Here is a 19249-nt window from a genome sequence, read left to right as displayed (position 1 = left end):
CTGCTTTTATTATTTTTAAATTCTGATTTTACCAGTCTTCATCCTCATCTTCTACCGGCTGATTCTTCTCCTGAACCAGATTCATCTTGTCAACCTTCTTAATGAATGGCAGATAAACAAAGAATGAAACACAAAGGATTACTAACTGAAGCAAAGCACTTTTCCATCCTGCTAAAAGGAATCCTGAGATGATCGGTGGACAAGTCCATGGGATCTGTGTTGCTCCATATAATGGGCAGATTCCTGTATACAGTGCAAAATACTGGATTAAACATGCAATCACAGGCATTCCAATAAACGGAATTGCAAGCATTGGGTTCATAACGATCGGAGTACCAAACAGAACTGGCTCATTGATTCCAAATATTGCCGGAATAATTCCCACTTTACCAAGTGCTTTCAACTGTTTTGATTTTGCAAAGAAGAACATATACATTACAAGTCCGATTGTGATACCTGCACCTGTTATATTGATAAACTGATCATAAAACTGCTGTGTTACAATATGGCCTCCGTTTGCTATTGTAAGTTCTACACCACTGTCAATAATAGCCTGGTTTGCAAGACTGTTTGCCTGTAAAAGTCCTGTCATGATTCCACCAACTACTGTTGAACCATGAACTCCGAAGAACCACAGGAATGGTCCCATAAAGCACATCAGAACTGCTCCACCAAGGGAGTCTGTCATTTTCTGAAGTGGTGTCTGAACAACTTTGTAAATAATTTCCATACCTGTTGTGTTGAATCCAATAGAACAGATACCGTGAATTACTGCAGTCCCTGTCAGGATTACGAATGCCGGGATTAATGCTGAGAATGCATTTGTTACACCTTCCGGAACTCCGGCCGGCATTTTAATACGTATATTTTTCTTCAAAAACCAACAGTAAACAAGCGGTACGATCAATCCGACAATGATTGCTCCAATCATTCCCTGTCCTGCTGTCCATGTCTTATCAATGATTCCACCAACAACTTCTCCACTTTCTGTTGTTTTGGACGAAGGCATCAGAATCAAGAATGATGCCAATGAAATAATTGCACAGTTGAGTGGTTCCTGATTTTCCAGTTTCGCATAGCTATAGCTGATACCGATAACTGCGATCATCGCACTGATGGAGAATGTTGCACCACATGCCTGATCTAATACTGCTTTGATTCCTGTAGACTCTAATACATCGACAACTGCCTTTACCGGAAAGTTTGACAGGATCAGGAAGATTGATCCGATGATCAGAGGAGACATGGAAGTCACCATACCATTTTTTATTGACTGTATTCCCTTTGTATTAATAAACTTAAGGATCACAGGGATTACTTTTTCGTTAAATTTCTCTTTCATTTGCTACTACCCTTTACTTTAAATTGTGTATCTTTGTTTTCTCTTATTTATTTTTCGCAAGCTTATATGCAAATTTCAAAACATTCATTCCATTGCACATTCCATAATCCTGCATTGGGATCACATCTACCGGAACCCCTTTTGGATCACAAATCTCTTTTGCTCTGGCAAGCTGATATCCTACCTGTGGTCCGAGCAGTGCTACATCCGCGCCTTCAATCATGCGTTCCATATCTGTAAATGGATATGCTGCGATATCAGCATCTTTTCCTTTTTCCTTTGCTGCCTCTTCCATCTTTTTTACCAGAAGACTTGTTGACATTCCTGCTGCACAAAATAATCGAATTACCATGATTGTTTCCTCCTTAATTTTTTCCCATTTGTTTTGATGTTGCTAGTATAACAGGCATTTTCCATTTTGTCAGTACTTTTTCCTGTTTCTGGTTTCCGTTCCATATAGACGGAATTTGTTACATAAAAAAAACAGGGCATTCTACTTTATTGTGTAAAATGCACTGTTTTCACTTTCCTTTTTTGTATATTATGATACTTTTTCGTGTATCCTGTTTTTTTTGTTACTTATCTGGTTACTATTCGTACCATTACATTCTACAACCTTAATGAAATAAGTCTTCCATATCATTTTGAAACAGATCATCTGTATCGTTATGGACGCCCTCCAATTCTCTTCCGATTAATTCCAAAATAAAAACGACTGCCATTTGGGATGTCAGATCATAATTTTCGTCTTTTTTATACTCTGAAACATAATAATTTATATTGCAGTCACTCATCTTCGCCAAAGAACAGTTTGCCTTATTTGTAATAGATATCAGGCTGCTCCCTCTTCTTTTCAACTTTTCTGCCAACATCAGTGTCTGCTCTGTCTCTCCTGATACAGACAATGCAACCGTAGCTGTCCTCTCACCTTTTCCGCGAAATACCGGAGTAAATGGATCATCAATTGCAAAAGAAAACCAACCTACATTATTAAAATATCTTGCCCCATACTTTCCTATAATAGAAGAATTCCCCACACCTACAAATATAATTGACGATGCCTTTGTAAGCAACTTCACAGCTTCCTGGATATTCTCAGCAAATGCCTGTGTCTGCACCCTCTCAAAGAAATCTTTAACCGCAGTAAGATCCATATTGATTTTCTTCTGTTCTTTGCTGTTGACTTCCTGTTTTAATTTCAAACGGAATTCAGAATATCCCTCGCATCCTACCTTTTTACAAAAGCGAAGGATCGTTGTTGTCGAAACATGAACCTCCTCTGCCAGTTCACGTACTTTCATATATACTACTTTCTCTTCATTGCTGATGATGTAATTATATACATCCATCTCTAACTGATTAAAAGACTTTATCATCTCATGCGTAAACATATGAATTCAGTTCCTTTCTATTTTTTCTCTCTATTCCATTCTTCTGATTATTCACTCAACAGCTGACTTGCTTCCTTCCAGCACTGCCGTCCTGCTGCCAGGATGGAACACGGCTGATCCAACGTGATCATTCCGCCCTCTGCTGTTGAGATAAATCCTCCTGCTTCCATCACGATCAGTGATGCTGCCGCATAATCCCACGGATACAGCATTAGTTCAAGATAGACTCCATTTGCGCCGGATGCCACACGGCAGATATCAAGTGCTGCAGAACCACCGGCACGAATTCCAAGGCTGTTCAGATACAGCTTCTTCGCATGGTCAAAGATTCTGTCTGTATCTTCTGTCTGATACCGTGCAGTTCCGAATGCAACCAGATTATCTGCAAGTCCTTTATCCGAACAGTGAATCTCTTTTCCGTTCAGCTTCGCCCCTTCGCCTTTCACAGCGGAATACATTTCTCTTGTGTAAGGGTTGTAAACACAGCCAAACAGCATTCTTCCAAACTTTGTCAGACCGACTGAGATACAACTGTGCTTGTAATCAAAGATAAAGTTCGTCGTTCCGTCAATCGGATCTATAATGAAACAATAGCCATCTCCAAGTTCCTGCTGCATCCCGTCTTCCTCTGCAAGAAATGTCGCTTCCGGTATAAGCTGACGCAGATTCTGGATCAGATAAAACTGAATCTCCTTGTCATGCTTTGTCACAAAATTTGCAGTTCCTTCTTTATCAAAAACTGTCAGTTCCTCGTCCTGTGCCTGAAGCATCAGTTCCCCTGCCAGTGTCACTATCTTCATGATTTCATCGTATAACATGTTGGTTGTAGTCCTTTCCTGTTTATTCATCCAATCTTACAGATTCCATTTTTCTATACTGCTGATTCTGCTAATACTTCTTTGTCTTTCTATCTTATCATGATTTTCTACATTAATCTATATAGAACAAAGAATGTGCTCGGCACATTCTTGCGCCTGCGGCGGTCGCTTGCGACGCCTACCTTGTACGCCGCAGTGCGCATCCTAAGCGGAGCGTTTTTTATATGTTAGGAAAGAACTTTCCTAACATATAAAAAAACATCTGCAACCGGCCAATTCAGGCTGTGCAGATGCTTTTTCGTATTTTCATCCTCTATTTCATCGCGTCTTTAATTGCTGTCAGAAGCTCATCATAAGTCTCATATGCCGGAAGTTCCGGATGATCTGCTTTGATCTGCTCTGTGCTGCGGAACAAGAATCCTGCCTTACTTGCCTGGATCATGCCAAGGTCATTGTAGGAATCTCCGCTTGCGATCGTGTCGAATCCGATAGACTGCAGTGCTTTCACAGTACTCAGTTTAGACTGCTCTACGCGCATCTTGAATCCTGTGATCTCGCCGTCCTCAGCTACTTCCAGACTGTTGCAGAACAGTGTCGGCCATCCGAGTTTCTCCATCAGCGGTGTGGCAAACTGTGTAAATGTATCACTGATCAGGATTACCTGGCTGAATGTGCGGAGCTCATCTAAGAACTCTCTCGCTCCCGGAAGCGGATCGATCTTTGCGATTGTCTCCTGGATCTCTTTCAGTCCGAGACCATGCTCTTTCAGAATTCCAAGTCTCCAATTCATCAGTTTATCATAGTCAGGTTCGTCTCTTGTTGTCTTCTTGAGTTCCGGAATTCCACTCGCCTCTGCGAATGCAATCCAGATCTCCGGTACAAGTACTCCCTCTACATCAAGACATGTTATATACATCGTAATATTCCTCCATCTGTTTCATTCTCTAATCACTTTATTACTTTACTGTAATGTATTGATTTTAACATATATGCTACATATTTACTACTTATTTTTTACGACAGTGAAAAAGGAGACCAGATATCTGATCCCCTTTCCCATCTTCTATTACTCCATAATAGGTTTCAGTGCTCCTGCAAGCTTCTCTTTCTCAGCTTCTGCCTCTGCAAGATCTTTACCAAGTGTTGTGTAGTAGATCTTGATCTTCGGCTCTGTTCCGGATGGACGAACGATTACTGTCTCGTTGTTCTCCAGCTTGTAAACAAGTACGTTAGCCTTCGGAAGTCCTGTTTCTTCTGTCTTCTCGTAATCGATCACGCTGGCTACTTTATATCCTGCGATCTCTTCCAGAGAATTCTTACGAAGATTTTCCATAATTCCTGACATCTTATCCATTCCGCTCAGTCCCGGGAATTCAAAGCTATCAATCTTGTTGAGATAACGTCCATACTGTGCGTAGATTTCTTCCAGTCTCTGTTTCAGTGAGCTTCCGATACTTCTGTAGTAAGCGGCCATCTCACAGATCAGCATAGATCCGATGATTGCATCTTTATCACGTACATAAGGTCCTGCAAGGTATCCGTAGCTCTCTTCAAATCCGAAGATAAAACGGTCAACTTCTCCTGCTGCCTCGAGGTTCGCAATCTGATCTCCGATCCATTTGAATCCTGTCAGTACGTTACGAAGCTCTACTCCGTAATGCTCTGCAACTGCATCTGCAAGTGGTGTAGATACGAGAGATTTCACTGCTACCGGTTTCTCAGGCATTGTGCCTTTCTCGATACGTCCTGCTGCAATGTAGTCAAGAAGAAGAACTCCGACTTCATTTCCTGAAACGAGCTCGTAAGATCCGTCCGGGCACTTCATAGCGATTCCTACACGGTCTGCATCTGGGTCTGTTGCAAGCATGAGGTCTGCGCCTGTCTCTTTCGCAAGATTCAGTCCCAGCTCAAGTGCTGCAAAGATCTCTGGGTTCGGGTAGCTGCATGTTGTGAAATATCCATTCGGATACTCCTGCTCCGGTACGATTGTTACATCTGTGATTCCGATGTCTTTAAGTACACGTGTTACCGGTACTAATCCAGATCCATTCAGTGGGCTGTATACAAGCTTCAGTCCTGCACTCTTACACAGACCCGGACGAACCTGACGGGACTCGATTGCCTCATACAGTGCATCCTTACAGTCATCTCCTACGAAACGGATCAGACCTTCTTCAACTCCCTGAGCGAAAGACATATACTTCGCACCTGTAAGTACATCTGTCTTCTGGATCTCTTCGTATACGATTGCTGCTGCATCATCTGTCATCTGGCATCCATCCGGTCCGTATGCCTTATATCCGTTATACTTCGCCGGGTTGTGGGATGCTGTTACCATAACACCTGCGTTACAGTTATAATAGCGTGTTGCAAAGGAAAGTGCCGGCACCGGCATCAGAGCATCGTAGATTCTTACTTTAATTCCGTTCGCTGCAAGAACTCCTGCTGCTGTCTTCGCAAACACATCACTCTTGAGACGGCTGTCGTAACTGATTGCTACTGTCTGTGTACCGCCCTGTGTCTTTACCCAGTTAGCGAGTCCCTGTGTAGCCTGACGAACAACATAGATATTCATTCTATTCGTTCCTGCTCCAAGTACACCACGAAGTCCGGCTGTTCCAAACTTCAGAGCAACTGCGAAACGCTCCTTGATCTCGTCATCATTTCCCTCGATTTTAGTTAACTCCGGCATCAGATCTGCGTCTTCCAGGTCTGCTGCCATCCAGCGCTTATACTCTTCCTGATACATCTTAATCACTCCTATCATTTACTTAAAATGTAAAATTATTGCAATTCAGCCATACAACGTAAGACTGTCAGTTTATGACCACTTCGTTGTATGGCTGAACTGTTTCTAAACTTTACAAGTCTAGTCATATTATACCATGCAGGTAGATTTACAGCAAGATTACTTGTCTATTTTAACAAGCATTTTCCATTACATAGAAATAATTCCCAATACATTTGCAATAGAACTTAATAATATAATAATCAGGCAGATCGGTGCCAGATATTTCATAAAGAACATGTATAATTTCTTTCTCTTAAATGCAGATGACTGCTCAATCTCCCTTGCAATCTTGTCAAATCCAACGGTACGAACGATCAAGAAGCATGTTGCAAGTGCTGCAAGTGGCATCATCACTGAATTTGTCAGGAAGTCAAAGAAGTCCAGACATGCCATTCCGAAAATCTGAATAAAGCTCAATACTCCATATCCCATAGAAGATAAGGTTCCGATTATAAGCATAACAGCAACCATAAGGATACAGCATTTCGGTCTGCTCCAGTGAAGTTCATCCTGGAATGTAGATACGCTTGTCTCCAGAAGTGAGATTGCACTTGTCACTGCTGCAAGAAGTACCAATATGAAGAACAGGATACCAGCCAGCCTTCCAACGCCCATACTTGCGAATACCTTCGGAAGTGTGATGAACATCAGAGATGGTCCTGCCTGCAGATTGTCCGGGTTTCCACCAGAGAATGCAAATACAGCCGGAATGATCATAAGTCCTGCGAGCATTGCGATTGCTGTATCGAAAATCTCAACCTGTGTTGTACTCTTCTCAAGATCAACGTCTTTACCAATATAAGAACCATATGTATACAAAATTCCCATCGCGATTGACAGGGAGTAGAACATCTGTCCCATTGCCGCAACAACCGTCATTGCTGAGAAGTGCTTTGGATTCGGAATCAGGAAATACTTCACACCTTCAATTGCTCCCGGTCTTGTTACAGAATAAATTGCTACGATAACCGCAAGGATAACAAGGATTGGCATCATAATCTTAGATACTCGCTCTACACCATTCTCAACTCCTGCCAGGATAACGCAGAATACAAGAATAGAAAACACGATGAACCATGCTTCTACCTGAAAAGAATCTGAAATAAATTCTGTAAAATATCCGTCCTGTGCAACAGTCTGCACATTTCCTTTCAAATACTCTGCAAGGTACTTGATAACCCAGCCACCGATCGAACTATAATACGGCACGATCAGCATAGGGATTATTGCATTGAGCCATCCGCCGATCTTAAATGATTTTGTCTTACCAAATGTCTGAAAAGCTCCAACCGGACTTTTTCTTGTCATTCTTCCAAGTGCTGTCTCTGACATGATCAGAACATATCCAAAAGATACGGTCAGAATCAGATAAACGAGAAGGAAGATTCCCCCTCCATATTTCGCAGCCAGATACGGGAATCTCCAGATATTTCCCAGGCCGACTGCTGAGCCTGCAACAGCAAGCACATATCCGATTTTACCCGAGAAGCTTGCTCTCTTTGCTGATTGTCCATTGTTACTCATAAATTGCCTCCCATCACATAACAGTCTGTACTGCTATTTTCCCATCTTTTTTATAGCCTATACTGTTCTATTCTACCATTCACAATCATGAATAGCAACAAAAAAGAGCGTTGACAGCGCTTTTTAAAACACATTTAAAATGCTATCTCGGCTCATTTTTATACGTTTTTATAATTTCCCTTCTATTTCTGCTCTTTCAAGCAATCTCTCAATCCCTATATTCCATGTTCCGATCTTCACTCCGGCATTGATCACACGCTTACATTTCCCTATTGTCTCAAATGCTTTCTGAAGCGTTTCTTCCCGAATCTCCTCAAACGGTTCTTCCGTGATCACTTCTGCCGCAAGTAATCTTGCCAGCCGGTAATCCATATCATTTTCATATAAAACACCTGCCGCAAACGGGATGTGCTCCTTCTGAAGTCTTCGATAAACCGGGATTCCAGTTCCGCCGGAAGAGATCACGAACACTTCCGGCTCACCCTCCGGCGCAGGAAGTTCAATGCTTCCAAAAAGCGGGTCAAAATATCCATTATTGATTCCATACAATTCGCGAATGATTTCTTCTGTAAATACTTCTTCCGGACTTCCGTAATGTGAAATCGTCTCGCCTTTGACACAGATGATCTTATCTGAAATCTTCTGTGCCAGATCGATTTCATGAAGAGACATAATCACCGTAATCTTCTTCTGCCTTGCCATCCGCTCAAGGATAGACAACAGCTCCAACTTATATTTTACATCCAGAAACGAAGTCGGCTCATCTAAAACGATCACATCCGGGTCCTGACAGATTGCTCTCGCCAGCAGAACGCGCTGCTTCTGTCCATCACTAATCGCATTAAAATCACGGTTGCCGAGCTCCTGCGCATGCACCGCCTGCATCGCCTCTTCCACCAGACATTCATCTTCCTGCGTCAGAATCCCAAGTCGTCCTGTGTAAGGATAACGTCCAGTCGCCACAATATCATGACAAGTCATCAACTCTGTCTTGATCCGATCCGTCAACACGACCGCCATCTTAGACGCAAGCTCTTTGTACGGCAGTTTCAGAAGAGAAGTATCGTCAAAAAATACATTCCCTCCAACGACTTTCAGCTGTCTTGTAATACTTTTCAAAATCGTTGACTTTCCTGAACCATTCGGCCCGATCAAAGTCACGATCTCCCCCTTGTTGATCCCGATATTAATATCACGGATCAGGGAGTTTCCATTATAACCTACCGACAGGTCTTTCATTTGAAAATAATAATCTGCCATCTTATTTTCTTCCTCCCTTCGGTATCATCATATAGATAACGATCGGTGCACCCAGAATAGAAGTCACCGTACTGATATTCAATTCCACCGGTGCCAGTGCCATTCGTGCGATCAAGTCACAAATCATACAGAACACAGCTCCCATAAAGAACGTTCCCGGTATAACCACGATCGGTTTTGATGTTCCAAATGCCTTCCTTGCAAGAAACGGAACTGCGATTCCCACGAAGGAAATCGGTCCCGCAAATGCTGTCACACACGCTGACAGAATACTGGAAAGCAAGATCAAAATCACGCGAAATGTCTTGATGTTGACTCCCATACTCTGCGCATATGCTTCTCCCAATTGATATGCACTGATTGGTTTGGACAGGAAAAATGTAAACAGCACCGCAAGTCCGACAACCACTGCTGCCACACGAATATTGCTCCAGCTCATTCCGGAAAAACTTCCCTGTGACCACCCGTGCAGATTCACAATATCAGAATCATCCGCAAATGTCACAACAAAATCCGTGATAGCCGAACAGATATATCCGATCATGATCCCCCCGACAAGAAGAGACGCCATATGCTGCACTTTTTTCGACATCAGAAGGATAAATCCCGTCGAGATCAGCGACCCGATAAATGCTGCAAGAATCAGTGTATACGAAGAAAATCTTCCGATATATTTCAAATACACGATCATTGTAAGTGCCACGACCATTTTCGCTCCGGAAGAAATTCCGAGAACGAAAGGTCCGGCAATAGGATTGGAAAAAAATGTCTGCAGCAAAAAACCTGAAAGAGACAATGCACCACCAAGGAGCGCTGCCATCAGAATTCTCGGAAGACGGATCTTCCATATAATATTGTACTCTGTCGCCGCTCCTTCTTTCAGAAAGAGAATGCGCAGAATCTTAGGTACCGGAATATGAACATTTCCGGTATTGATATTTAGCACTGTCACAACACAAAATACTGCTGCAAGAATCAGAAATACCGCTGTGTATCTTGTACGCCGTCTGAAATTTTCCTGATGAAAACTTGTCTGCTCCATTCTTCTACTCCATCTTTTCAAGAAATGTCATCTGAGATGCATCACCGTCTGTCAGCATCAGATGCATATCTTTGATCAGCTCTCCGACTGTATCTGTTGCCTGATATAAGTTCTTTCCGGTATACCAGACATTTCCGTCTTTCACCGCCTTGAATTCAGAGAACAATTCATTCTTTGCTTCCAACTCACTGATACTATTTATCTGTCCGTCGATCGTCCCGTTGTAGATCAGATAATCTGCATCTACAGCAGTCGCATAGAATTCCTCCATCGTCAGTTTAACAGATGGTGCGTTGCTGTCCGGATTCTTCAGATCTTTGAACGCATATCTTCCACCTGCGATTTCGATCATTGACGGAATATAATCGTCAGATTTTCTCACAACGATTGAACCATCTGTACTCACATAGAAATAAGCAACCGTCTTTTCCGTGTTCTCAAAGCCTTTCAGTTCCTCGATTACATGAGCCTGCTGGTCAAAAAATGTATCCGCTTCTTCCTCTTTATTCAAAAGCGCCCCATAAAGCTTGATCCACTCGGTTCTTCCAAGCGGATGTGACTCATAACTGGAGTAGTCTACAAATACCGGAATCCCAAGATCTTCGATCATTTCCTGTACCTTCGGTGTATGAAGGATCATCGTTGATTCGATTGCCAGATCACAGTCTCCGTCAACGAGAGTTTCATAATCCGGTTCGCTGTATTTTCCCGCAAATGTCATCGCTCCGGATTCCATTGCTTCCTTTGCACTCTCTACATACCAGCCAGAGGCCTCAAGTCCGGAGAATTTCACCTTGTCAATTCCGCCGATTGCATCAAACAGAGACATGGATGCTGTCGCCGCCATATAAATGTTCTCTGTCGGCTGCTGGATCACAACAATATCATCCGCCAGATTTTCCGGTTCTTCTTTTCCTTTCGGAACAATCAGATATTGCTTATCTTCATGGACATCGATTAACTTATATCCGTCCTTATAATAGTATACATCGAATTCTGTCGCGTAAGTCAGATCCATTGTAGATTCATAGGTAAGCCCTTCGATCTCCGGTGCTTTTTTTGTCTTGTCAGCTGCATCTTTGGTCTTATCCTTTGTCACATCTGTACCTGCTGAATTATTACCGCTGTTTCCACCGGAGGCTGCGGTAGAACCGCAGCCTCCGAGCAGAAGTGCAACTGAAAGCATGAACGCTGTGATTCTGCATCTTCTTATCTTCATTCTATTTTTCTCTCCTATTTCTCTGCCGCTGCTACTGCCGCATCAAACTTCTCGTTCGTCAGCTCTTCACATCCGTAGAGAACACCGTAAACCTTGATCCACTCCTGCTTTCCAAGTTCTGTCTTTTCCTCAGAAGAACGATCAACGAGTACCGGAATTCCAAGTGTCGCAAGCTTCTCTGTCAGATTTTCAAACTGTTCTGTCTGCTCTTCTACTGTCAGAGTCTCTTTCGTATCTTTACTGTCTTTATCTGCTTTTTTGTCAGTATCTTTCGCTGCATTTTCCTCAGAATCTTCTCTTGGAAGAATATCGCCGGAGAACAAAGCAAGATTCACTTCACTCTTCACAAAGTTCTTTAACTTCAGTTTATCCGCTGTTCCTGCATATGCAACTTCAGCATTCTTCTCTCCGTCTTTTGCTTTCATCTTATCAGCAATCTCGGATACTGTACAGTCTTTGCTCTTCATTCCAACTGCCGCAATATTATCAAGAAGATCTAGATCTTTCATCATATTCAGAATCTCATCAGACTCTGCATAAGTATGATCTGTCGGTTTTTTCACAATGATCATATCCTGCTCAAGACCAACCGGAACTTCCACATCCTCCGGAACGATCAGATATTTCACAACATTTCCCTTGTAAAGCTCTGCTGCCAGTTCCTGTTCGCTTGTGCCGTTGTTATCCGAAGCTGCGGATTCCTCGACAGAAGCATCTACTTTGCTTTCTGCATCTGAGTTCTTAGAATCTTCTGATCTATTGATCGTAACAGAAGCTACTTTCTTCTTGGAAGACTTCTCTTTATCTTCTGCGGACTTCTCATTTTCAGACTTTGTTTCCTCTGCTTTTTCCGGGTCTCTTGCTGTGTCCTTCGTCATATCGATTTCAAGAAGTACAATCCCCTGATCATAATGATAAATCTTGAAATATTCTGCATAGTCAAGCTTTGTCTCTGACTGATATTCCAAACCTATGATTTCAGGTGCTTTTTCATCCAGCTTCTGGTTACTGCTTGTTGAAATATCTGTTCCGTTTGCAGATGTTCCTCCATTCGCCGCTGCAAGATAAATGAAAATCGTATATTCTATCTCATGTGCAACAGACATTTTATCTGTCATTCCAATAATCTTATTATTCTGATTCAATGCAACCGGGATAACAACTGTCGCTGATCCGCCGCCCTTTGTTGTGTAATACTTATTTCCGTTCGCTTTCACATACTGATAATGATCACTGCTGAACACGAGTGTTGCATAAGCCTGTCCATTCTGGATCGTCACTTTATTACAAGTAATCTGAACCTTACCTGTTCCACCGGACCAGGTAAAACGATCCGGAGTATATACACCGTCTTTCAGTGCTGTGGCACTGTCTACATGAGAAGTAGAGCCACTTGTATCGGATTCGTATTTTGATACATTATCTGCTTTTCCGTCATTTCCATCTATTTTTCCTGAATTAGTTCCAGGTACAGAACCGCCTGGGAAAGCAGAATTGTTTGTTCCTGTATTACCTGTATTGTTGGAACCACCAGTAGTTCCGGAATTTCCTGTGTTTCCGTTGTTTCCGGAATCACCTTTATTCTCAGAATCTGTAGAATTAAGATCGGCAATCTTCTTCATTGTCTCTGACTGGAAAGTCAGCATTCTGTCATACCAGATTCCTTTTTTAATGGAATAGGCTGCTACTGCGATTTCCTTATCCAACGCTTCTACCGGAACAGTATAAGTATATTTTCCTTCTTCATTCACCTGATATGGAATCCAGGATGACTGATCTGCGCTTGCAGCCTCTTCCTTTGTTCCCATATACAGATAGCCGTAACCGGTTCCGCTTAATGTAAGCACGGCACTCATTTTTCCGTCTTTTGCTGTCAGGATACAATCCACTACTTTAAACATGGAAGAACTGGAAGTTACATCCATACTGTAGATTCCGTTTGCTACTGTTGCTTCCGGTGTCGGTGTTGGAGTTGGTGCCGGATCCGGTGTTGAAGTTTCTCCCGGATTCGGAATGTACATCCATAAGTACTGTTTGTCATACCAGGTCTGATCTTTTGACTTTCTCAAAGATACTGGAATTGTCTGGCCTGCTTTTTCTTTCGGAACATTGAAATGAAATGTCCATGCACCTTCTTCATCCTTTGTTCCTTCTATAATAGATGCTTTCAACAAGTCATCTTTTGAACCAAGATATAGCGCATCAAATCCTGTGTTGTTTGTCTTGATCGTAATATCAAGTTCGCCATCCTTTTCAACAACTGTTGATTCACTGACCTTGAACATCTTGAACTCTTCAGCGTCTTCTTTTACTACTTTCACAGATTCTCCTGTTACAGAAGGAGCCTCCTGCAGTGGCGGAAGTTCCGGTTCCGGAGTATTCGTAGAATCGTTAGAATCCGTAGAAGGTTCTGACTTGCCTGTCTCATCTTTTATCTGTGTATCCTTGTTATCAGTTTTTTCGTCCGCAACCTGATCTGAGACAGTTGTGCCTGGATTTTTCCCAGTGGTTTCTGTATCTTTCTCTTCTGAGTTATTTTCTAAGTTGTTTTCTGAATTATTTTCTGAGTTATTCTCTAAATTTGGTTTTGTTTCTGCTTCGATTGAATTCTGATCATCTGATTTATCCGAAGAATTATCAACTTTATCAGATTCCTCTGTCTGATCTTCTTTAACATTTCCTGCGTCTTCTATCTGACTCTCATCTTGTTTCTTATCTGTATCAGCTTCTTCCACCTCAACAGTTTCCTGTAAATTTGTCTCATACTGCTGCTCATTTTCTGCCGCATATGTTCTTGTATAAGACAATGGTGAAATCATCATAGAACCTGTCAGCATAAGTGCAAGCCATCTGCTCTTATTTCTCATTTTTTCTGTCTCCTCTTAGGTTGTAAATATAACACGGAAAATGGATAGAATTATCCTAACGAGATGTTTTGCTGGTCGCACATAGTGTGAACAGTAATAAATGATTCTTTCGGTACAATCAATTACTCGTGATCTGGAATTCGTATATTCCCCGCACCAGCGACCGGCAGGTTTCCTGACTTACAGATCTTCTATACAGAACACCTTCCCGGTCTCCCAGTGGATGTGCGGACTCTCCACACTTGTCTGTATAGGAGCGGTCTTCTGAAATCTAATTTCTAAGAAGACCGCATCTCTGCTCACAGTGACGAGTTCGTACAGGTCTTGCACCTGTTTCCCTTTTACCTGTTTCGATCAGGATATGAAAATATATTCTCTGATCAAACAGCACCGAACGCTATTATTTCTGACTAACTATAACATTTCATTATATTGAAGTCAACTATTCCGCCTTCACAGCCCAGCGCATCTTCGTAGATCTTGCCCTTCCGTTCTGTGCACATTCCTGCGCTGACGGACGTACAACGTCCCTTGCATATTCGGAATAAATTCCTTCTTTGTATCCTGCTTTGAGTGCTTTTTTTACAAGCTTGTCCTCTCCGGAATGGAATGTAAGAATTGCTACTCTTCCGCCCGGTTTTAGTGCTCCCGGGAGTTTCTCCATGAATTCATACAGCACTTCGAACTCATTATTGACATCAATACGAAGTGCCTGGAATGTTCTCTGGCAAGTCTTTTTGATAATGTCCTTCTTTTCTTTATTATTTGGAAGGAAATCTAAAGTCTTCTCGATGACATTTCTAAGCTTTGTTGTTGTATCAATGCGATTGCCCTTGCGGATCTCTGTTGTGATCGCTTTCGCCAGCTCTTCGCAGTATGGCTCATCTGAATTCTCGTAAAGCATTCCGGCAAGCTCTTCCTCGGAAATGTTATCAAGGCGCTCTGCTGCGCTGATTCCCTTCTCCTGGTTCAGTCGCAGATCCAGCGGTCCGTCAACTTTGAAGGAAAATCCTCTCTTCGGATTGTCGATCTGCATAGAGGAAACTCCAAGGTCCGCAAGGATAAAATCAAATCCTCCAACTTCTTTTGCAATCTCATCGATCGTGCAGAAATTCTGTAGACGGATACTTAAAATGTCTTCTCCGAATCCCTGATCTGCCAGACGTTTTCTTGTCTTTGCAGACTCTTCCGGGTCAACATCTGTTGCATAGATGTGCCCCTCACCTTTCAGACATTCCAGCATTGCTTTCGTATGTCCACCGTATCCGAGTGTCGCGTCAAATCCTGTCTCACCCGGCTGGATTTTCAGAAAATCAAGGATCTCATTTACCATGATGGAAATGTGCATTCCGGCAGGAGTATTTCCTTTCTGGATTACATGCGCGATTGTATCCTTGTATTTCTCCGGCTGTAACTCTTTATATTTCTCCTCGAATTTCTTCGGGTATTTTCCTTTATATCTCACACGACGCTTGTGCGGTGTCTGTGATTCCTGTGTGTTCTGATTGTTCTGTTCGCTCATTTTGCTCTCCTGTTCTTATCTTTACAACGTATGTACAGTATACCATGAAGGTTATTCACAATATACCATGAACTTTGAAATGTTTTCCACATAAGTCTTCATATTTTTCACCTATTCACATTTCTTTACCGGAACCTGCATGGATTCACTATTTTATCCGGCTGCATATCTTACTGCCACGTTCATCACTCCCGCAAGCATCATCACAATCACCGGATTCAGTTTTGTCTTACGAAGCAATAACAGACAGATTCCAAAGATCACCACCATAGACCATTTTATCGCCGCAAACTGCACAATTCCATCTGTCCAGAATGCAGTGTGCAGAATTGCGATTCCTGCGGATGCGATCAGTGCAACAACTGCCGGTCTTAGGGATTCCAGCACGCTCTGGAACATTTTCATTTTCTTATATCTTAAATAAAACCATGCGATCAAAGTTACGATAATACAAGACGGCAGAATGCACCCACAAGTCGCCACAACAGATCCTAACACTCCTGCAATTTTGCTGCCGACAAATGTTGCCGCATTGATTGCAATCGGCCCAGGTGTCATCTGGGAAATCGTGATCAAATCTGTGAATTCTGTCATCGTAAGCCAACCATGCTGTGTCACAACCTGTTCTTGGATCAGAGGCATCGCCGCATAACCGCCGCCAAAGCTGAACATTCCAATCTGAAGAAAGCTTAAAAACAATTTCAAATAAATCATTTCTCTTCACTTCCTTTCTTCGTGATCTTTTTCTCAATTAATGCGCGGAGTACTCCGACAATTCCACAGATCAGAATCACATAGACTACATTTACCTCAAATATGCAGGAAGCTATAAATGCCCCGACCATAAGTACGTATGACAAAGCATCTTTCTTCTTCACGATTCCGGCACCCATGTCATATGTCACAGATGCGATCACGGCGCCCACTCCGGCCTGCATTCCTTCAAGCATTAAGCTGATGATCTGGTTACTTCGAAATGCCTGATAACCGGCAGAAAGTATCGATATAATAAGAAATGGTGGGATTACTGTCCCGGCAATTGCTGTCAGAATCCCCGCAATTCCAGCCAGTTTATATCCGATCACGATTGCTCCGTTCACTGCGATTGCTCCCGGCGCCGACTGCGCGATCGCCACAAGATCCAACATTTCTTCTTCCTCAATCCAATGATATTCATCTACGAACTTTTTCTTCATCAGGCTGACGATCACATAACCTCCACCAAATGTGAACGCGCTTAAATAAAAGGTTGACCAGAAAATCTTCCACAATTTCTTATCTTGTTTTTTCCCTTGCGTTTTTTCTTGTTGTTCTTCCATATATATTGTCCTCGTATATTATGATTATGCGAATTACATAGCACTAGAACTCCCGCCACACTATATGCTATTGGCAGGCAAAATTCCCTAACTATGATATTCTTTCTCTTGTAGTCTATCGCAATCAAAATGATTATGCAATCGCCTTGAATTTTTTACATTATATTTTCCTTTTTGAAACCTTAATTTTATCTGAATTTTCCCTATTTGGAAAATGATTATGATACAATGAGAACAGTAATATTTATCATAAAGGAGATTGAAATTGAAAAACCCTTTTTTTCGATTCTCTTGTGCCGTTCTCCTGTGTTGTTGCCTGACCGGATGCGGTAGCATACAGCACAAATCCAGTACGGACACGGCGCAGGCGCAGGGTACTAAGGCACCACCCAAGACAGCGGATGATTTTTCTATCTCATCAGATTCTGAAAATGAAACTGTAGATGAAACTTCTTCTGCTGATGCCGCCACCCCATCTGCTTCTGAATCTGAATCCGTAACTCAGCAGGAACTGCTGACCGGCGCAGCGGCTCTTTACAGCAATGGACAGGAGATCAGCTTTGACCCTTCCTGGCAATACGCAGACTTTTCTGCAATCAATTCTGGAACAGCTACTATTTATCTTGCAGATTCTGACCGCAAGGATATCGTCGTTGGCGTGAATGCCGGACATGGAACTTCCGGTGGTGCTTCTGTAAAGACACAGTGTCACCCGGATGGTTCTCCAAAGACAACCGGCGGAAGCACTGCTCAGGGTGCAACTTATGCGACTGCAGTTTCCGGGGGAATGACATTTAACGATGGAACTGCTGAAAGCACTGTTACACTTCAGATGGCTCAGATTCTGAAAGATAAGCTGCTTGCTCAAGGATATGATGTCCTTATGGTGAGAACTGGCGACGATGTCCAGCTTGATAACGTTGCCCGCACCGTACTCTGTAACAATGTAGCTGACTGTCACATCTCACTCCACTGGGATGGAGATGGATTGAGATATGACAAAGGCTGTTTCTACATTTCTGTGCCGGATGGTCTGAAAAGTATGGAACCTGTCGCTTCCCACTGGCAGGAACATGATGCACTTGGGGTCTCTCTTGTAGAAGGACTTCGTACAGAAGGAATGACCATTTACCAAAATGGTTCTATGAATATTGATCTGACACAGACTTCTTATAGTACAATTCCGTCTGTTGATATGGAACTTGGAAATGCAAGCTCTGACCACAGTGATTTCACACTAAACAGTCTGGCTGATGGTCTGGTTCTTGGACTCAATGCTTATTTTGGAAATTAGAGTTCTTATTGAGTTATTTATTTTATTTTTTAAGGAGGTTATTATGGAGCCACTCATTCGTGTTAAAAATATGTACAAGATCTACAATCCTGGAGAAAATGAAGTCCGCGCACTGGATGATGTTTCTCTTGAGATCAACCAGGGGGAATTTATTGCCATTGTCGGACATTCCGGTTCTGGTAAATCTACATTTATGAATATGCTCGGCTGTCTTGACACACCTGATTCCGGGGAATATTTTCTGGACGGAAAAGATGTTGCCAATCTCTCAGACAATGAACTGTCTGATATCCGCAATCACAAGATCGGCTTCATCTTTCAGGGATTTAATTTGATTCCAAACTTGGATGCACTTGGAAATGTAGAACTCCCACTGATCTATCGCGGACTTGGAAAGCAGCAAAGAAAAGAGATTGCCGGGGAAGCTCTATCGAAAGTTGGACTGGAAAATCGTATGGATCACAGACCGAACCAGCTTTCCGGTGGACAGCAGCAACGTGTCGCTGTAGCCAGAGCAATTGCCGCACAGCCGCCGATCATCCTTGCCGATGAACCGACCGGTAACCTGGACAGTAAATCAACTATCGAGATCATGAATATCCTCAAAGACCTTCATAAGTCTGGAAGAACAGTTATTATCATTACACATGATGATGAAATTGCTAATCAGGTTGATCGTGTTGTCCGCATTATAGATGGAAAGATTGTAAGTGATAGTGTAAATCCGTAGCAATTTAAATCTTTACCTGCAATTACAGAGAGAGGGCAGTACTTTACGATTTCTCAATCGTTGAAGCACTGCCCTCTCTTTATGTTTCTTATTAGATATTTCTTAGTAGAATCTCTAATTACTTCTATTC

Annotated in this window: 16 protein-coding genes and 1 riboswitch; of the genes, 2 read left to right on the top strand and 14 right to left on the bottom strand. The window is 42.4% G+C overall.

Translation table 11 applies throughout. The features are described 5' to 3' along the window. Window positions 1-28: 28 nt before the first annotated feature. The 14 genes from LI162_RS09865 to LI162_RS09800 all read right to left on the bottom strand — a co-directional run bounded on the left by LI162_RS09865 (window position 29) and on the right by LI162_RS09800 (window position 17095). Complete coding sequence (locus tag LI162_RS09865; protein WP_015529966.1) at window positions 29-1342, bottom strand: PTS sugar transporter subunit IIC; 1314 nt, start codon at window positions 1340-1342, stop codon at window positions 29-31. Window positions 1343-1385: 43 nt separating this feature from the next. Continuing rightward, a complete protein-coding gene (locus LI162_RS09860) occupies window positions 1386-1694 on the bottom strand; it encodes a PTS sugar transporter subunit IIB (protein ID WP_015529965.1) in 309 nt (102 codons plus the stop codon). Between the two features lie 265 nt (window positions 1695-1959). After that, the gene (locus LI162_RS09855) at window positions 1960-2718 is read right to left on the bottom strand and encodes a MurR/RpiR family transcriptional regulator (protein ID WP_227156423.1); all 759 of its coding nucleotides are present in this window, start codon (window positions 2716-2718) and stop codon (window positions 1960-1962) included. Window positions 2719-2780: 62 nt separating this feature from the next. Beyond that, window positions 2781-3551 carry an inositol monophosphatase family protein gene (locus LI162_RS09850; RefSeq protein ID WP_020436750.1) on the bottom strand — a complete coding sequence of 257 codons (771 nt, stop codon included), beginning with the start codon at window positions 3549-3551 and terminating at the stop codon, window positions 2781-2783. Window positions 3552-3864: 313 nt separating this feature from the next. After that, window positions 3865-4467 carry a bifunctional phosphoserine phosphatase/homoserine phosphotransferase ThrH gene (gene thrH, locus LI162_RS09845; RefSeq protein ID WP_015529962.1) on the bottom strand — a complete coding sequence of 201 codons (603 nt, stop codon included), beginning with the start codon at window positions 4465-4467 and terminating at the stop codon, window positions 3865-3867. Window positions 4468-4617: 150 nt separating this feature from the next. After that, window positions 4618-6300, bottom strand: a complete 1683-nt coding sequence (locus tag LI162_RS09840; RefSeq protein WP_227156447.1) for a phospho-sugar mutase — start codon at window positions 6298-6300, stop codon at window positions 4618-4620. A 189-nt stretch (window positions 6301-6489) separates the two neighbouring features. After that, window positions 6490-7866: a sodium-dependent transporter gene (locus LI162_RS09835; RefSeq protein ID WP_020436749.1), complete on the bottom strand. Its 1377-nt coding sequence runs from the start codon at window positions 7864-7866 to the stop codon at window positions 6490-6492. Window positions 7867-8034: 168 nt separating this feature from the next. Further along, window positions 8035-9126, bottom strand: coding sequence for an ABC transporter ATP-binding protein (locus LI162_RS09830; RefSeq protein WP_055158298.1), 1092 nt, complete (start codon window positions 9124-9126; stop codon window positions 8035-8037). Between the two features lies 1 nt (window position 9127). Continuing rightward, the gene (locus LI162_RS09825; protein WP_015529958.1) at window positions 9128-10168 is read right to left on the bottom strand and encodes a FecCD family ABC transporter permease; all 1041 of its coding nucleotides are present in this window, start codon (window positions 10166-10168) and stop codon (window positions 9128-9130) included. A gap of 4 nt (window positions 10169-10172) precedes the next feature. Then, on the bottom strand, window positions 10173-11387 hold the full coding sequence (locus LI162_RS09820) for an ABC transporter substrate-binding protein (protein ID WP_227156421.1): 1215 nt from the start codon (window positions 11385-11387) through the stop codon (window positions 10173-10175). A 14-nt stretch (window positions 11388-11401) separates the two neighbouring features. Continuing rightward, entirely contained in the window at window positions 11402-14254 is a 2853-nt protein-coding gene (locus LI162_RS09815) for a hypothetical protein (RefSeq protein ID WP_227156419.1), read from the bottom strand. Window positions 14255-14402: 148 nt separating this feature from the next. Further along, window positions 14403-14664, bottom strand: a riboswitch (cobalamin riboswitch). Between the two features lie 32 nt (window positions 14665-14696). Then, window positions 14697-15776, bottom strand: a complete 1080-nt coding sequence (gene rsmH / locus LI162_RS09810) for a 16S rRNA (cytosine(1402)-N(4))-methyltransferase RsmH (protein ID WP_178742064.1) — start codon at window positions 15774-15776, stop codon at window positions 14697-14699. A gap of 153 nt (window positions 15777-15929) precedes the next feature. Next, window positions 15930-16490: a chromate transporter gene (locus LI162_RS09805; RefSeq protein ID WP_227156411.1), complete on the bottom strand. Its 561-nt coding sequence runs from the start codon at window positions 16488-16490 to the stop codon at window positions 15930-15932. After that, window positions 16487-17095 carry a chromate transporter gene (locus LI162_RS09800; protein ID WP_020437092.1) on the bottom strand — a complete coding sequence of 203 codons (609 nt, stop codon included), beginning with the start codon at window positions 17093-17095 and terminating at the stop codon, window positions 16487-16489. Before LI162_RS09800 ends, LI162_RS09805 begins: the two co-directional genes overlap by 4 nt. Window positions 17096-17360: 265 nt before the next feature. Between LI162_RS09800 and LI162_RS09795 the strand changes: the two genes are divergently transcribed. Together LI162_RS09795 and LI162_RS09790 are read left to right on the top strand one after the other, a co-directional pair. Continuing rightward, window positions 17361-18389, top strand: coding sequence for an N-acetylmuramoyl-L-alanine amidase family protein (locus tag LI162_RS09795; RefSeq protein WP_227156409.1), 1029 nt, complete (start codon window positions 17361-17363; stop codon window positions 18387-18389). 43 nt (window positions 18390-18432) lie between these two features. After that, window positions 18433-19119 carry an ABC transporter ATP-binding protein gene (locus tag LI162_RS09790; RefSeq protein WP_227156407.1) on the top strand — a complete coding sequence of 229 codons (687 nt, stop codon included), beginning with the start codon at window positions 18433-18435 and terminating at the stop codon, window positions 19117-19119. Window positions 19120-19249 lie beyond the last annotated feature (130 nt).

This window comes from Mediterraneibacter sp. 210702-DFI.3.120 (genome assembly GCF_020561005.1).
Lineage (GTDB): Bacteria > Bacillota > Clostridia > Lachnospirales > Lachnospiraceae > Mediterraneibacter > Mediterraneibacter faecis.
The sequence above is the reverse complement of the archived record's forward strand: the minus strand, read 5'-3'. Positions and strand labels throughout refer to the sequence as shown.

What these genes read in the sequence shown, in the direction of transcription:
- LI162_RS09865 (WP_015529966.1), bottom strand. Translation starts at nt 1,342, where the DNA reads ATGAAAGAGAAATTTAACGAAAAAGTAATCCCTGTGATCCTTAAGTTT.
- LI162_RS09860 (WP_015529965.1), bottom strand. Translation starts at nt 1,694, where the DNA reads ATGGTAATTCGATTATTTTGTGCAGCAGGAATGTCAACAAGTCTTCTG.
- LI162_RS09855 (WP_227156423.1), bottom strand. Translation starts at nt 2,718, where the DNA reads ATGATAAAGTCTTTTAATCAGTTAGAGATGGATGTATATAATTACATC.
- LI162_RS09850 (WP_020436750.1), bottom strand. Translation starts at nt 3,551, where the DNA reads ATGTTATACGATGAAATCATGAAGATAGTGACACTGGCAGGGGAACTG.
- thrH (WP_015529962.1), bottom strand. Translation starts at nt 4,467, where the DNA reads ATGTATATAACATGTCTTGATGTAGAGGGAGTACTTGTACCGGAGATC.
- LI162_RS09840 (WP_227156447.1), bottom strand. Translation starts at nt 6,300, where the DNA reads ATGTATCAGGAAGAGTATAAGCGCTGGATGGCAGCAGACCTGGAAGAC.
- LI162_RS09835 (WP_020436749.1), bottom strand. Translation starts at nt 7,866, where the DNA reads ATGAGTAACAATGGACAATCAGCAAAGAGAGCAAGCTTCTCGGGTAAA.
- LI162_RS09830 (WP_055158298.1), bottom strand. Translation starts at nt 9,126, where the DNA reads ATGGCAGATTATTATTTTCAAATGAAAGACCTGTCGGTAGGTTATAAT.
- LI162_RS09825 (WP_015529958.1), bottom strand. Translation starts at nt 10,168, where the DNA reads ATGGAGCAGACAAGTTTTCATCAGGAAAATTTCAGACGGCGTACAAGA.
- LI162_RS09820 (WP_227156421.1), bottom strand. Translation starts at nt 11,387, where the DNA reads ATGAAGATAAGAAGATGCAGAATCACAGCGTTCATGCTTTCAGTTGCA.
- LI162_RS09815 (WP_227156419.1), bottom strand. Translation starts at nt 14,254, where the DNA reads ATGAGAAATAAGAGCAGATGGCTTGCACTTATGCTGACAGGTTCTATG.
- rsmH (WP_178742064.1), bottom strand. Translation starts at nt 15,776, where the DNA reads ATGAGCGAACAGAACAATCAGAACACACAGGAATCACAGACACCGCAC.
- LI162_RS09805 (WP_227156411.1), bottom strand. Translation starts at nt 16,490, where the DNA reads ATGATTTATTTGAAATTGTTTTTAAGCTTTCTTCAGATTGGAATGTTC.
- LI162_RS09800 (WP_020437092.1), bottom strand. Translation starts at nt 17,095, where the DNA reads ATGGAAGAACAACAAGAAAAAACGCAAGGGAAAAAACAAGATAAGAAA.
- LI162_RS09790 (WP_227156407.1), top strand. Translation starts at nt 18,433, where the DNA reads ATGGAGCCACTCATTCGTGTTAAAAATATGTACAAGATCTACAATCCT.